Source organism: Bradyrhizobium sp. BR 1433 (assembly GCF_051547665.1).
In the GTDB taxonomy this organism is placed as follows: domain Bacteria; phylum Pseudomonadota; class Alphaproteobacteria; order Rhizobiales; family Xanthobacteraceae; genus Bradyrhizobium; species Bradyrhizobium australafricanum.
This window is the reverse complement of sequence record NZ_JBPUGG010000001.1, coordinates 933,706-947,924: the sequence shown is the minus strand read 5'-3', so window position 1 is coordinate 947,924 and position 14,219 is coordinate 933,706. Positions and strand designations below refer to the sequence as shown.

At 65.4% G+C, this 14,219-nt stretch carries 12 protein-coding genes, 1 tRNA gene and 1 pseudogene; 9 read left to right on the top strand and 5 right to left on the bottom strand.

The window, feature by feature from the left end; genetic code table 11:
• The first annotated feature begins 61 nt into the window (after nucleotides 1–61).
• The gene (locus ACSKB9_RS04725) at nucleotides 62–616 is read left to right on the top strand and encodes a flavin reductase family protein (RefSeq protein WP_438071822.1); all 555 of its coding nucleotides are present in this window, start codon (nucleotides 62–64) and stop codon (nucleotides 614–616) included.
• Here the strand turns inward: ACSKB9_RS04725 and ACSKB9_RS04720 are convergent.
• Nucleotides 600–1,499 carry a LysR family transcriptional regulator gene (locus ACSKB9_RS04720; RefSeq protein WP_438071821.1) on the bottom strand — a complete coding sequence of 300 codons (900 nt, stop codon included), beginning with the start codon at nucleotides 1,497–1,499 and terminating at the stop codon, nucleotides 600–602. The two genes, ACSKB9_RS04725 and ACSKB9_RS04720, sit on opposite strands and share 17 nt — an antisense overlap.
• A 143-nt stretch (nucleotides 1,500–1,642) precedes the next feature.
• Between ACSKB9_RS04720 and ACSKB9_RS04715 the strand changes: the two genes are divergently transcribed.
• The 4 genes from ACSKB9_RS04715 to ACSKB9_RS04700 all read left to right on the top strand — a co-directional run bounded on the left by ACSKB9_RS04715 (nucleotide 1,643) and on the right by ACSKB9_RS04700 (nucleotide 6,723).
• Nucleotides 1,643–2,644, top strand: a complete 1,002-nt coding sequence (locus ACSKB9_RS04715) for an HpcH/HpaI aldolase/citrate lyase family protein (RefSeq protein WP_438071820.1) — start codon at nucleotides 1,643–1,645, stop codon at nucleotides 2,642–2,644.
• Complete coding sequence (locus tag ACSKB9_RS04710; RefSeq protein ID WP_438071819.1) at nucleotides 2,634–3,833, top strand: CaiB/BaiF CoA transferase family protein; 1,200 nt, start codon at nucleotides 2,634–2,636, stop codon at nucleotides 3,831–3,833. Before ACSKB9_RS04715 ends, ACSKB9_RS04710 begins: the two co-directional genes overlap by 11 nt.
• Before the next feature lie 39 nt (nucleotides 3,834–3,872).
• Nucleotides 3,873–5,243, top strand: a complete 1,371-nt coding sequence (locus ACSKB9_RS04705; RefSeq protein WP_438071818.1) for an LLM class flavin-dependent oxidoreductase — start codon at nucleotides 3,873–3,875, stop codon at nucleotides 5,241–5,243.
• Nucleotides 5,244–5,304: 61 nt separating this feature from the next.
• Nucleotides 5,305–6,723 carry an MFS transporter gene (locus tag ACSKB9_RS04700; protein WP_438071817.1) on the top strand — a complete coding sequence of 473 codons (1,419 nt, stop codon included), beginning with the start codon at nucleotides 5,305–5,307 and terminating at the stop codon, nucleotides 6,721–6,723.
• A gap of 93 nt (nucleotides 6,724–6,816) precedes the next feature.
• Here the strand turns inward: ACSKB9_RS04700 and ACSKB9_RS04695 are convergent, their stop codons facing one another.
• On the bottom strand, nucleotides 6,817–7,158 hold the full coding sequence (locus ACSKB9_RS04695) for a monooxygenase (protein WP_438071816.1): 342 nt from the start codon (nucleotides 7,156–7,158) through the stop codon (nucleotides 6,817–6,819).
• A gap of 344 nt (nucleotides 7,159–7,502) precedes the next feature.
• On the opposite strand from ACSKB9_RS04695, the gene ACSKB9_RS04690 reads away from it, so the two are divergent.
• Nucleotides 7,503–8,279: a tetratricopeptide repeat protein gene (locus ACSKB9_RS04690; protein ID WP_438080058.1), complete on the top strand. Its 777-nt coding sequence runs from the start codon at nucleotides 7,503–7,505 to the stop codon at nucleotides 8,277–8,279.
• Nucleotides 8,280–8,312: 33 nt separating this feature from the next.
• Here ACSKB9_RS04690 and ACSKB9_RS04685 read toward each other — a convergent pair whose 3' ends face one another.
• The 3 genes and pseudogenes from ACSKB9_RS04685 to ACSKB9_RS04675 form a co-directional block, all read right to left on the bottom strand.
• Entirely contained in the window at nucleotides 8,313–9,023 is a 711-nt protein-coding gene (locus tag ACSKB9_RS04685; RefSeq protein WP_438071815.1) for a hypothetical protein, read from the bottom strand.
• 77 nt (nucleotides 9,024–9,100) lie between these two features.
• The gene (locus ACSKB9_RS04680) at nucleotides 9,101–10,186 is read right to left on the bottom strand and encodes an enolase C-terminal domain-like protein (RefSeq protein WP_438071814.1); all 1,086 of its coding nucleotides are present in this window, start codon (nucleotides 10,184–10,186) and stop codon (nucleotides 9,101–9,103) included.
• 18 nt (nucleotides 10,187–10,204) lie between these two features.
• A pseudogene (locus ACSKB9_RS04675) lies at nucleotides 10,205–11,553 on the bottom strand (multicopper oxidase family protein).
• Between the two features lie 136 nt (nucleotides 11,554–11,689).
• Between ACSKB9_RS04675 and ACSKB9_RS04670 the strand changes: the two are divergent.
• The 3 genes from ACSKB9_RS04670 to ACSKB9_RS04660 all read left to right on the top strand — a co-directional run bounded on the left by ACSKB9_RS04670 (nucleotide 11,690) and on the right by ACSKB9_RS04660 (nucleotide 14,173).
• A tRNA-Leu gene (locus ACSKB9_RS04670) sits at nucleotides 11,690–11,774 on the top strand.
• A gap of 164 nt (nucleotides 11,775–11,938) precedes the next feature.
• Nucleotides 11,939–13,297, top strand: coding sequence for a trigger factor (gene tig / locus ACSKB9_RS04665; protein ID WP_253608445.1), 1,359 nt, complete (start codon nucleotides 11,939–11,941; stop codon nucleotides 13,295–13,297).
• 240 nt (nucleotides 13,298–13,537) lie between these two features.
• The gene (locus ACSKB9_RS04660; protein ID WP_016847729.1) at nucleotides 13,538–14,173 is read left to right on the top strand and encodes an ATP-dependent Clp protease proteolytic subunit; all 636 of its coding nucleotides are present in this window, start codon (nucleotides 13,538–13,540) and stop codon (nucleotides 14,171–14,173) included.
• The last annotated feature ends 46 nt before the right edge of the window (nucleotides 14,174–14,219 follow it).

Sequence of the window (14,219 nt, the reverse complement as noted above, 5' to 3'; positions counted from 1 at the left end):
TGCGATCGATCCGGCTGGCCTATACAATTCAAAACCGTCGCCTCTCGCCCGGAACAGCCAGATGAATGCACCGACCAGCCTGCTTTCGACCGCCGCTCCGGCTCACGGGAGCGTCGACCCCGCGTCCTATCGCGCGGCGATGCGCCACTACGCCGGCGCGGTGACGATCCTGTCGGCGGGCGGGCCGGGCGACAGAACGGGGATGACGGCGACGTCGGTCTGTTCGCTGTCGGACACGCCGCCGCGGCTGATCGCCTGCGTCAACCGCTCGGCGAGCGCGCACGGCCTGATCCGGCGCACCGCCGCGTTCGGCGTCAACATTCTGCACGCCGACCAGGCCGAACTGGCCAATGTGTTCGCCGGCCGCCGCGGCATCGAGCGGGACGATCGCTTTTCCGACGCCGACGGCTGGCTGTCGCTGGCCACGGGCGCGCCGATCCTTAAGGGTGCGCTGATCGGGCTCGACTGCGAGCTGATCGACGAGCATGCGCATGACACGCATTCGATCTTCGTCGGCGCGGTCCGCGCGATGCATCTGCGTGAGGGGGAGACGCCGCTGATCTATTTTCGCGGCGGGTTCTGCGGGTTGGCCGGCGGACCTAAGGGCGCGGCTTGAGGAATTTGTGAATCACTGATGTCAGCGCGCCGGCGGCCGGCGAGAACGATTGTCCACGCAGCGAGACGAGGCAGACCGTGCGCTCCAGCGTCGGATTGACGATCGGCAGCGCCTGCATCGTCTTCCTGACCGGCCGCGGCAGGGCGACCTTGGGCAGGATGCCGACGCCGAGGCCGGCGCCGGCCAGCGCGGCCAGCGTGTAGCTGTGCTCGACCTCGAACTTGATCTTCATTTGCAGATTGCGCGTGGCGAGCGCGCGCTCCAGCATCGAGCGCAGCGCCGCCGATTTTGAGTTGAGCAGGATCGGATAGGCGGACAGTTCGGTGAGGTCGACCGCGCTGCGCTTGCGAAACGGAAACGCTCTTGTCGCCAACGCATAGATCGGGTCGTTGAACAGCGGCGCGAACTGAAACTCGGTCGAGCCGTCCATCTCCGGCCCGATGCCGAAATCCGCCTCGCGCCGGCGCAGGCAGTCCAGCATGTCCTCGGCCGCAAGCTCGCGCAGATTGATGTTGATGCCGGGATAGCTCGCCTGGAAGGCGTGCAGCGCCTGCGGCAGGATGGTCGCGGCAATGGTCGGGACGCAGGCCAGCGACAGCGTGCCGCGCTGGATGTCGATGACTTCACGGATCTCGCGCAGGCCGTTCTCCCATTCGCCGAGCGCGCGCCGCGCATGCGTCAGCAGTTGCAGTCCCTCCGCGGTCAGCTCGACGCGTCGCGTCGTGCGATGAAACAGCGCGGCGCCGACCTGATCCTCCAGCAGCTTGATCTGCATGCTGACCGCGGATTGCGAGCGGTTGAGCTGCTCGGAGGCCTGGCGAAAGCTCTTGTTCTCCGCGACCGCGATGAACATGTGCAGCAGCTTGAAATTGATCTGCGACATCGTTTTGCCCTGCAGACGATTGTCCCGGAGAACTGAACAGTTCTTAAGATAATCTCGTTAGAAAGATCAGTGTCGGACATCTAGCATGATTGTTGTTGGCCGCGGGAGACGATCCTGCGGCGCGATGCAGAAAAGATGCTCCAATGTCCTTCACCGTCACCAAGCCGCGCACGCGCCGCGTCCAGCGTTCCGAACTCGCGGTTCCCGCGACCTCGACCCATTTCTTCGAACGCGCAGCGAGTAGCGCGGCCGATTTCATCTTCCTCGATCTGGAGGACGCGGTTGCGCCGCCCCGAAAACCCGAGGCGCGCGAGATCGCGATCGAGGCGCTGAACCGGATCGACTGGGGCAACAAGACGCTGGCGGTGCGGATCAACGGGCTCGACACCGAATGGGCGCATCGCGACATCATCGAGATCGTCAGCCGCGCGCCGCGCCTCGACCTCGTCATGGTGCCGAAGGTCGGCACTGCGTTCGACGTCCGCTTCGTCGAGGCGCTGCTGACGGGGCTCGAGCGCGAGTTCCCGCGCGCAAGGCCGCTGGGCATCGAGATCCTGATCGAGACCACGCTCGGGCTCGCCAATGTCGAGGACATCGTGCAGGCGTCGGAGCGGTTGGAAGCGGTCATCTTTGGCATCGGCGATTACTCGATTGATCTACGCACCTGCGGCGCGATCATCGGCGCCTCCGATCCGCGCTATGCCGTGCTCACCGATGCGGACGAGGGCGGTGCGCGCCGGATGCACTGGAACGACCAGTGGCACTTCGCGCTCGCCCGCATCGCCAATGCCTGCCGCGCCCACGGCCTGCGTGCGATCGACGGCCCCTATGCCAATTTCGGCGATGCCGCAGGCTTTCGCGCCAGTGCGGCGCGGGCGGCCGCGCTTGGCTTCGAGGGCAAATGGGCGATCCATCCCTCGCAGCTCGAGACCGCCAACGAGGTGTTCTCGCCGACCGCACGCGAGATCGGCTGGGCGCGCGAGATCACGGCGAAAATTCGATCCGCCAGCGCCGGCGGCGACGGCGCCTTCGGGCAGGACGGCGTGTTGATCGATCTTGCGGTGCTCAAGCGCGCGCAGGCGATCATCGACCGCCATGACGCAATTCTGGCAGCGGGCGGGCAAGGAGCGCGTGATGTCGCATGAACCACCGCTGACCGGAATTCGCGTGCTCGACATCGCGACCTTCGTGGCGGCGCCGTTCTGCGGGACGGTGCTGTCCGATTTCGGCGCCGAGGTGATCAAGATCGAGCAGCCGGGCACAGGCGATCCCTTGCGCCGGTTCGGCACTCCGAGCGACTGCGGCGACACCTATGTCTGGCTCAGCGAAGCCCGCAACAAGAAGTCGGTGACGCTCGATCTGCGCAGCGAGCGTGGCGCGGCGCTGTTTCGCGAGCTGGTCCGCCAATCCGACGTGGTGCTGGAGAATTTCCGGCCGGGCACGCTGGAGAAATGGGGGCTCGGCTTCGAGGCGCTGCGCGAGATCAACCCAAAACTCGTGATGCTACGCATCAGCGCCTATGGGCAGGACGGCCCGCTGCGCGACAAGCCGGGCTTCGCCCGGATCGCGCACGGCTTCAGCGGGCTCGCTTATCTTGCCGGCGAGGCGGGACGCCAACCGGTGATGCCGGGATCGACCTCGCTCGCCGATTACATTTCCGGGCTATGGGGCGCGCTCGGCGTGCTGCTGGCGCTGCGCCATGCCGAAGCCACCGGACATGGCCAGGTGGTCGATATCGGGCTCTATGAATCGGTGTTTCGGCTGCTCGACGAGATGGCGACTGTGTTCGCCAAGACCGGCTTCGTCCGCGAACGCCTCGGTGCCGACACCGTCAATGTCGTGCCGCACAGCCATTACCAGACCGCCGACGGCAAATGGGTGGCGCTGGCCTGTTCGAGCGACAAGATGTTCGAGCGCCTGGCGCAGGCGATGCGGCGGCCGGATCTCGCGACCGACCCGCGCTATGCGGCCATGGCCGGCCGCCTGGCGCGGCGCGAGGAGGTCAACGGGATGGTCGCCGACTGGATCGGCTCCATGCCGCTGGAGACGGCGCTTGCCGAGTGCGAGCGCTGCGACGTGCCCTGCGGGCCGATCTACAGCATCAGTGACATCTTCGCCGACCCGCAATACCGCGCTCGCGGCAACATCGCCGAGGTGCCCTCCCGCGCCGGCCCGATCGCGGTGCCGAGCGCGATCCCAAAAATGTCGCGCACGCCGCCGCAGTTCAAGCATGCCGGCGTCGCGCTCGGCGCGCACACCGACGAAGTCCTGACCTCACTTGCCGGCGCCACCGCGGCGGCGCTCGCCGCGCTGCGCAGCGACGGGGTGATCTGACATGAACCAATTCTCCCGCGGCCACGAAGGAACGACGCCATGACCAGGCAGATGAAACTGATCGGCTTCCTGCAGGCCCAGAATTGCTCGAACTATCCCGCCTCCTGGCGCCATCCGGAGTCGAGGCCGAACTGGTTCTCGCGCGATTACTATCAGGAGATCGGACGCACGCTGGAGCACGGCAAGTTCCATCTCGCCTTCTTCGACGACCGGCTCGCGATCCCCGATCGCTTCGGCGACGATTTTCGCGAGACCATCCGCCACGGCGTGCGCGCGGCGAAGCTCGATCCGGTCTCGGTTGCGCTCACGATGGGATTGGCGACCGAGCGGCTCGGCATCGGCGTGACCTATTCGACCACCTATTACGAGCCGTTCCACGTCGCGCGGGTGTTCGCGACGATGGACCTGCTGCTGAACGGCCGCGCCGCCTGGAACGTGGTGACTTCGCTGAACGACTCCGAGGCGGCGAATTTCGGCGCCTCGCAGCATCTCAGCCACGATTTGCGCTACGACCGCGCGGACGAGTTCATGGAGGTCGTGCTCGGCCACTGGAACAGCTGGGAGGACGGCGCGGTCAGCTTCGACCGCGAGAGCGGGCTGTTCGCCGACCCGGCCAAGGTGCACCGGCTCGACCATCACGGGCAGTTCTTCCGCTCGCGCGGCCCGTTCACGGTGCCGCGCTCGCCGCAGGGCCATCCGGTGATCATTCAGGCCGGCCAGAGCGGCCGCGGCAAGACCTTTGCGGCGCGCTGGGGCGAATTGATCTTCGTGATCTATCCCAATCTCGACATTGCGAAGAAGCAGTATGCGGACCTCAAGGGAACGCTGGCCAAGACGGGCAGGGACATCAGCATCGCGCCGGCGGTCTATCCTGTTGTCGCCGAGACCCAGGCCGAGGCCGAGGACAAGTTCGCGGCGATCAGCCGGCTCGCCAAGCCGATCGATGCGCTGACGCTGTTGTCGGAGGTGTTGAACTACGATTTCGCGGCCAAGCCGATGGACGAGCCGTTCACGTCGGATGAGCTGGCCTCGATCAGCGGGCTGCAAGCAATCCGCGACCGCGTGATGAATCTCAGCGGCAAGCCCAATCCGACACCGCGGGACTTCGTGCAGTTCAGCGGGCGCGGGACGCTCGCTGAACTACCGACCTTCGTCGGCTCGCCCAAGGCGGTCGCCGATCAGATGGAGCGCTGGTTCTGCGAAGGCGGCTGCGACGGCTTTGTCGTCGCCGCCACCCATGTGCCCGGAACCTACCAGGACTTCGTGCGCCTCGTCGTGCCCGAGCTGCAACGGCGCGGCCTGTTCCAGCGCGAGTATCAGGGCGACACGTTGCGCGAGAACCTCGGCCTGCCGCGGCCGCAAGCCGTGCATGCAAGCGCAGACGAGGAGGCGCGCGTCTCGACCGGATAGCGCCGGCACAAAAATCGGCGCAGACAACGATCAAAACAAGATCAAAATCAGGGAGGCTGAAGTGACCAAGGGCGTTAACGCGGGGGGCCGGCTCGACAGATTGCCGATCGCCGGATTTCACTACCGGATATTCGCGCTGATCGGGGCCGGACTGTTCGTCGACGGCTTCGAGATATTCCTCGCCGGCAGCATTCTCGGCGCGCTGGTTCAGTCCGGCTATTCGGACCTCGCCCAGAATGCGCGCTTCATCTCGGCGACCTTTGTCGGGATGCTGATCGGTGCCTGGCTGGCGGGCGTCGCCGGCGACCGCTTCGGCCGCAAATTCGCCTATCAGGCCAACCTCCTGATCTTCGGCCTCAGCGCGCTGGCGGCAACGCTCGCGCCGTCGATGAACTGGCTGATCGGGGCCCGCTTCGTGATGGGCCTCGGGCTCGGCGCCGAGATCGTCGTTGGCTATGTCGTGCTCAGCGAATTCATCCCCCCGCAGCAGCGCGGCCGCTGGGGCGCGGCGCTCGCGACCTGCACCAATGGTGCGCTGTTTGTCGCGACGCTGGTCGGCTGGGTCGTCATTCCGCATCTCGGCTGGCGCTGGATGTTCGCGCTGTGCGGCGTCGGCGCGATGATCGTCTGGTTCCTGCGGCGCTCGCTGCCGGAATCGCCACGCTGGCTCGAGACGCAGGGCAAGAGCGCCGAGGCGGAGGCGGTGCTGGCGGCGATCGAGCAGGAGGTCGGCAAGGGCAGGACCCTGCCGACGCCGGCCTATCAGCCGGCCCCGGTGCAGCCGGACGTTCGCTTCACGCGCCTGTTCTCGCGCGCGTTGATCGCGCGGACCATCGTCGGCTGCCTGATCCTGATCGGGCTCAACACCGCGGTCTACGGCTTCATCGCCTGGATCCCGACCTTCTTCGTCAAGCAGGGCATCAACCTGTCGTCATCGCTCGGCTACACCATGCTGATGACGCTCGGCAGCCCGCTCGGCACGCTGTCGGGCATGTGGATCGGCGAGAAGATCGACCGCAAGCCGTCGCTGATCGTGCTGTCGCTCGCGGCGGCCGGGCTCGGGCTGATCTATCCGATGTTCATCAACCCGGTCGCCTTCGTCGTGATCGGCTTTCTCCTGGTCTTCACGGTGGCGGTGATGCTGGCGCTGGCCTGGGGGCTCTACATCCCCGAACTGTTCCCGACCGAACTCAGGATGCGCGGATCCGGCATCTGCAACACCGCCGGTCGCCTGATGTCGATCGTGACGCCGTTCATCGTGGTCGAGCTGTTCACGAGGTTCGGCGTCACCGGCGTCGTCTCTGTGGTGGCCGGGCTCCTGGTGGTGCAGGCGGTTGCGGTTGCGGTGCTCGGCATCGAGACCCGCAAGCGTCCGCTGGAGGCATTGCGGCCGGAGGCGATGGACAGCGAAGCGTCATCGGCGCAGGCGCGCGGCAAGCTGCAACCGAGCCCCGGCGGGATTGCAGGAGGCGGGGAGTAGGCGTCGGGCCAAAGGCCCCGGTCGAAAACGGCCGCGTTACAGCGCCCGCACTGTGCTCAGATGCGGGCGCTCGACGCTGACCTCAGGTCGATTTCATTCCGCTGCGGAAATCAGCGCGGTTTGGCTCACTCGCGTCTCGCCCTTGAGATTGTCGACGGTGACGTGTGTGTCGTACCAGGTCAGCCGCGGCCGGACTCCAAACCGTCCGGTGAGCTCGACGATCTTGGCCTCGGTAAACCATGCCTCGGCCGCCTCTCGGCTCTCCCAGAGATAGACGCCGCCGGTACCGGCCTCTCCATTGAGATAGTCTTTGCGGATCAGCCCCTTTGTTGCGAGCTTTCGGTAAATAGGGGCGGTGCCCATGCCACCCCTGATGGCCTGTTCTTCAGTTCGTTTCGGAAGGTCGAATTGAACGACGGCGATACACTGTGCCATCCCTGTTCTCCGATCTGAGCCCCATGGTGTCAGACTCGCTCGGCGGCACGCCGATCAACTCCGACACTACAGGATTTATCCGACGCTTGTCCCGAATTGACGGGTTCCGTTTCGCGATTTCGATGCGAATTGATGTGATCGCCATGGGCCCGACGACATCAGGCCGTTGGGCCAGAAGGGGGGCGGGGCGCTGCTGTTGACCTCATGTCGCGTCTTCACGAGACTGTTGCTGGACGCCCCGCGATGGCGGGCTAGGGCTCTCAACATTCTCTCGGATCCTCCGGAAACCTCTCGTGAGTGGCAGGCAAAACAATTTCCTTGCTCAAGCGCTGCAACAAGGCGCCTTGGCGTTGCGGGCGCAGCAGTTTGCTCAGGCCGAGCAGATTGCGACGCACGTCCTGAAATCGAACCGCACGGACAGACACGCTGCGCTTCTTCTGGCGCATGCCCTGATGGGGCAGAACCGGGGAGGCGAGGCGATCGCCGCGCTCGAGCGCGTTGCGCGTCGCGGCGACGATGGAGAGGTCGAGACTTTGCTCGGCGCATTGCTGTGCGGCGCGGGCCGCGTCGCCGACGGCATCGCACAGCTTCGGCGCACGGCGGCGCGACGCCCGCCATATTTTCCGTCCTTTCAGGAACTCGCCGGGCAGCTTGCCAAGGCCGGTCAACACGACGAGGCGATCAGCACGATCGAGGCCGGTCTCGCGCTGGCCCCTGAGAGCGTCGACCTGAAGCTCGATCTCGGGCGCCTGTTGCAGGAGACCAATGACATCGCGCGGGCTGCAAGCGTCCTGACGGCGGCACGTGATGCTGCGCCGGGACGCCCCGACGTTCTCAACCAGCTCGGGCGGGTCCTGATCCTCGTTGGCGACTACGCCGCAGCCGCGGATGCGTTCCGCCGCGTGCTCGCGCAATACCCGGATGATCGTTCGACCCGCGCCCACCTCGCCACTTGCCTTTTCGAGCAGGGTGAGCGCGATGCTGCCGAGGCAGCGCTGCGCTCGGTGATCCGCGGTCAGCCGCAGCTGTTTGGACGCGCGGCATTCGTCATGGCCTCGGGATCTCATGGCCGTTTCTTCTTCTCCCAGAGCGCCGCTGCGAAGTTCCTCGGCGGGGAGTGAGATCGAGCGCGGCGGACGATGTTCCGCCTTGCCTTACGCCCTGAAGTTTCTCCGGTAGAGGTTCGGCTGCCGTCTGAGCTCGGTGCGGAGCTCGCCGACCCGCTTGGCGTCTTCCGCGGTGAACGGCGATGCCTGCGCGGTCCAGTCGTCTCGCTTGACGGGAATACATTGCGCGATCGGAGTCCCCTTGGGGAGGACGCCTCTGAAATTCCTGTCGTGCCAGTACGCCGGAAAGTGCACCCAATTGTCGGCATAGAGGTCGGAATTGACCAGGCCGCTGAGCGTGGTGAATGGCAGATCGAAGCGGTTGACGGGATGGGTGAAGTAGATCGCGTAGCCTTCCGGGGCTTCGACGGTCCACAAATTGTGGAATTTGAGAAAGAAGCGGCCCTCTTCAAACAGCGGAGTGCCGGTGACCTGACCCGGGTCGTGGAAGCCGATCGGTGAGCGTGGAAATTCCGGCGTGCCTCCCGGCGGCAGATCCTGGTCCCAGGTGATTTCGCCGTCCTCGACCTTGAGATCGCAAACCAGCGGCAGCAAGAACCCGCAGGTCATCGCATCCACGAACGGCGGGCAGCGCTTGATGGTGTCCTCGTCGTGCAGGTTGATCGAGGAGAAGGCCGTCGCCGGCATGGCCTTGAGCCAGTCGGGAACGCCCTGGGCCGCCGGTATGGGGGCCGGTATCAGTCCGTCAAGCTCCGTCGGACAACGGAATTTGAGCGTCAGCTTGCTGTTGGTCGACATTGGGCGCTCCGATTTCGGATCGACCTACATGAATGCATCGCAAAGGTGAAGCGCGCGCTCACCAGCCAGGATCGCCGCTAGCTCACGAGATACTTCGCGACCGCTGGCTCGTTCCACTCGATGCCGAGCCCGGGACCGCGGGCGGTCACGGCGCCGTCGACGATCTCGGCGGGCCTTGTGAGGATCGCGCCGGCGAAGTCGAGGAATTCGAGCCAGTGCGCGGTCGGCGTCACCGCGAGCAGATGCGCGCTGACCTCCGCGAACAAATGGCTCGACATCGGAATCGATGCGGCGTCTGCTTGTCCTGCGACCTGCATCCAGCCGGTGACGCCGCCGACCTTCATGACGTCGGGCATGATGAAGTCGGATGCGCCGGCGGCGATCGCCTCGGCGAAACCGCGCGGAAACCACCAGTTCTCGCCGGCCTGGATCGGCGTCGGCGAGGTCTCGCGGACCTTGGCGTGGTCGGACAGGCTCTCCTGCGGGACCGGCTCCTCGATCCAGTGCAAATCGTAGGGCGCAAGCCGGGCGATGCGGCGGGGCGCCTCCGCCGGATCGAGCGACTGGTTGAAGTCGATCATCAACGCAATATCGGGGCCGAGCAGGGCGCGCACGCCCTTCACGACGCGCTCGTCATTGGCGGCATCACCGTCGCCGCCCTTGATCTTGATTCCCTTGAAGCCCTGGTCGAGCGAGCGGCGCAGCGCGCGCTCGTCGGCAACGGGATCGACCACGCCGTAGCTGTCATAGGCCTTGATCGGCTTCACCGAGCTGCCGAGTAGCTCGACCAGCGGCCGGCCGGCGAGCTGGCCGAGCACGTCCCAATAGGCCATGTCGAGACCGGATACCGCCATGCCGACCAGGCCCTGCCAGCCGAGCAGCCGAAACTTGGCGTCCATCGCCTTCATGAGGTCGAACGGGGCGACCGGCTTGTCGATGAGCTCGCGGCCGATCTCCTCGATCAGATAGGCAAGAGGCTTAAGCGTGAGCTTGCTGTAGGCGAAGATGTAGGTGCGGCCGGTAACGCCTTGGTCGGTCTCGACATCGATCAGAACCAGCGGGCCGGAATCGATCACGCCGAAGGCGTTCCTCACAGGGCGCTTGAGCGGCACCACGACGCTTCGCGCCTTGACTGCGCGGATCGCTGCAACTGTCTGGCTCATGGACGTTTCCCCTTGTTGTTATTGGACGCTGTACCATCGGACGAGCCGCGGCGCGGCCCAGTCGGTCGCGACCTGCTCGATCAGATAGCGGCCCGGATATTCAGCGAGGAAGGCGATGCGCTGGGTCTGGCCCGGCTCAATCGCGAGCGTGTCGAGCCAGAACGGCTTCCAGCCGTCGTCGAGCCGGTCGAGCAGACGGAAGTGATGGCCGTGCAGATGAAAGACGCTGGCGATCGGGCCGCGGTTGGTCAGCGCCAGCACGACCGGCCGGCCGGCTTTGGCCTGAAAGGCCGGGGCGGCCGATGGCTTGAAGTCCGCCGGGCGGAACCATTCGGTCGGCGTACCGAGAGTTAGCTCGAACCTTGCGGCGCTCTTGAGATCGAGCTGGGCGGGCATGTCGTTGCCGGGCAGCGGCGGTGCCGGCGGGAACGGCGCCGGGCGGGCCGGCGGGTCGTTTGAGACGGCCAGCCTGCCGACCGGGCGGGCCTGCTTGCCGTCGTGCAGCAGGATCGGAAAGCTGGTTCCGGCCGGTCCGGCCGCGTCGACGAAGACATCGGTGCGGCCGGCGGAGCCAGTACCAGCGCACCGTTGCGGGCCGGAAACGGTTCGGCCGGCTGGCCGTCGGTGGCCATCACCCGGACGTCGAGGTTCTCCAGCTTGACCGCCAGCACGCTGCGTTGGCTGCCGTTGATAAAGCGGAGTCTGAGGCGGGTATTGGCCGGTGCCGAGATATCGTATGAGGTTTTGCCGTTAATCGTATGGATTTGCGTCGAATCTTTTGGATCATCGCCGGCCGGGATTGCGCTTCCGTCCGGCCGCAGGCGCCACTCCTCGATCAGCAAGACCTCGTCGCGGTCGACCGCGACCGGCGAGGTGCCGGTCACGATCAGCGGCCGCGGCCGTGCCGGCGCCGTGCCGCCATCGCCGATCAGCGGCTCGCACAGGAAGGTGCCGGCATGCCGAAGTGGCAGCTGGAAGCTATCCTTTGCCCCGGCGGCAAGCAGCGCCCGGGAGGCCAGTGGCTCCGCCGCTGCGACGCCGTCGAGCCCGCGGCAATCCAGCGCGGCCGCGACCGGCAGGTCATTGCCAAAGGTGACGTCAAGGACCTCGCCGCGCTTGAAGCGGAGGTCGCCGCTGCCGAGTGACCAGACCGGTGTCTCCGGTCCGCCAGGACCCGGTCCGCCAGGACGAAGCGAGATGCGGTCGGGTTTGGCCTGGAGCGCGACCGCGGTCCGGCCCTGCGCCGCGACGGTGGCCGGCAGAGCGGGGCAAAGCGCCGCGGCGCCAAGGGCGGCGATCAGATCGCGCCGGGTGAGTGAAAATTCGGGACTTGCGGGAGGACTTGCCATCCGGCCGATGCGGACCATTTTCAAGTGTACCTGTCCAGTCGCGATCGGTCGCAGGGCGGGCTCAACGGCGGCCATTTTTTTGCTGCGAACCGGTGGGCGCATGTTATAAGCCCGGCCGCCCGCGGCATCGCGGCCGGACTGGGATGCTTTTCGCGCGGGCGTGGCGGAACTGGTAGACGCGCTGGATTTAGGTTCCAGTGACGAAAGTTGTGGGGGTTCGAGTCCCTCCGCCCGCACCAAGCGCTTACAGCGTTTGCATGACGAATTCTTGGAGAACCTTTGGCCCCGATGGGGTGAGGGTTCGCCGAACCCACAGACGTTAGGCCGCAAGGCCCATCGTCGAACAGATTGAACACTGCCACGGCCGCTCGGGCCGCGGCAAAAGCGGAAGAAGATTGATACCATGCAGGTCACCGAGACCCTCAACGAGGGATTGAAGCACGAATTCAAGATCAGCGTCCCGGCATCCGATCTCGATGCCAAGGCGGACGCCAAGCTGGTCGACCTCAAGGACAAGGTCCGTCTCAACGGCTTCCGTCCCGGCAAGGTGCCGGTGGCGCATCTGAAGAAGATCTACGGCCGCTCGGTGATGGCCGAGACCATCGACCAGACCATCAGCGATACCAACCGGCAGATCTTCGAGGATCGCGGCTTCCGCCTCGCCGGCGAGCCGAAGATCACGATGCCGACCGAGAAGGACCAGGTCGAGGAATTGCTGTCGGGTAAGACCGACCTGACCTACACCGTCGCGATCGAGGTCGTGCCGCCGATCCAGCTCGCCGATTTCAAATCGTTCTCGGTTGAGAAGCCGGTGGTCGAAGTCTCCGACGCCGATGTCGACGATGCCATCAAGCGGATCGCCGAAGGCAGCCGCCCGTACAATGCCAAGGCCGAGGGCGCGGCGGAGAAGGGCGACCGCGTCACCATCAGCTTCAAGGGCACCATCAACGGTGAAGCCTTCGAGGGCGGCACCGGCGAGGGCATCCAGGTCGTGATCGGCGCCGGCCAATTCATCCCGGGCTTCGAGGAGCAGCTGATCGGCATCGGCACCAATGAGACTCGCACGCTGAAGGTCTCGTTCCCGAAGAACTATCTGAACGAGAAGCTCGCCGGCCAGCCGGCCGAGTTCGAGACCACCGCGACGCTGATCGAGGCGCCCGGTGAGACCACGATCGACGACGAGTTCGCCAAGACGCTTGGTCTGGAGTCGCTCGACAAGCTGAAGGAAGCCGCCCGCGAGCGTCTGACGGCCGAGTTCGCCGGCGCCACCCGCCAGAAGGTCAAGCGCGCGCTGCTCGACCGGCTCGACGAGAGCCACAAATTCGAGGCGCCGCCGTCGCTTGTCGCCGAAGAGTTTAATCTGATGTGGAACTCGATCAAGGCCGAGATGGACTCGTCGGGCAAGACCTTCGCCGACGAGAACACCACCGAGGAAGCGGCAAAGGAGGAGTACCACAAGATCGCCGACCGCCGCGTCCGGCTCGGCCTCGTGCTGTCGGAGATCGGCGAGAAGAACAAGATCACCGTGACCGACGACGAGGTGTCGCGCGCCGTGATCGAGCGTGCGCGCCAGATGCCCGGCCGCGAAAAGGAAGTCTGGGACTACTACCGCAGCAACGCCCAGGCGCTGGCCCAGCTCCGCGCCCCGATCTACGAGGACAAGGTTGTCGACTTCGTCCTGGAGCTCGCCAATGTGACCGAGAAGAAGGTCACCAAGGAGGAGCTGTTCAAGGATGAAGACGCCGAGAAAACTGCCGCTTAATTTCGGCACCTCGCGTTAATGATGAACCGCGAAAGCGCGCCTGGCGAGGGTCCCCGTCGCTAGGCGCGAAGACGCGAATCAGCTTGAAGGTCTGCGACCTGCCCAGGTGGCTAGTGCGGCGAGTTGACGGCCTTGTCGGCCGGAAATTGGCCCATATCTGGGTTAAGCCTTGAGGCAGTGGTCTTGAGCCAAGTAGTCTTGAGCAAAGTTCTGCATCACCCCTAACCCTTGGGTTCTTTCATGCGCGATCCCGTTGAAACCTACATGAACCTCGTGCCGATGGTCGTCGAGCAGACCAATCGCGGCGAACGCGCCTACGACATTTTCTCGCGCCTTCTGAAAGAGCGCATCATTTTCGTCACCGGTCCGGTGGAAGACGGCATGTCGACGCTGATCGTCGCGCAGCTGCTGTTCCTCGAGGCCGAGAATCCGAAGAAGGAAATCTCGATGTACATCAACTCGCCGGGTGGCGTGGTGACGTCGGGCCTTGCGATCTACGACACGATGCAGTTCATTCGTCCGCCGGTATCTACGCTGTGCACGGGGCAGGCGGCCTCGATGGGCTCGCTGCTGCTGGCTGCCGGCGAGAAGGACATGCGCTTCACGCTGCCGAATTCCCGCATCATGGTGCACCAGCCCTCCGGCGGCTTCCAGGGCCAGGCCACCGACATCATGCTGCACGCGCAGGAGATACTGAATCTCAAGAAGCGCCTCAACGAGATCTACGTGAAGCATACCGGTCAGACCTACAAGGCGATCGAGGACGCGCTGGAGCGCGACAAGTTCCTCACCGCCGAGGACGCCAAGGCGTTCGGCCTCGTCGACAAGGTCATCGACAAGCGTCCGGACGATCCGGCCGCCGCGAAGGCGGCCTGATCTGGGCAGGCATCTCGAGGCGTCGGTGTGATCTCCACATTGACGC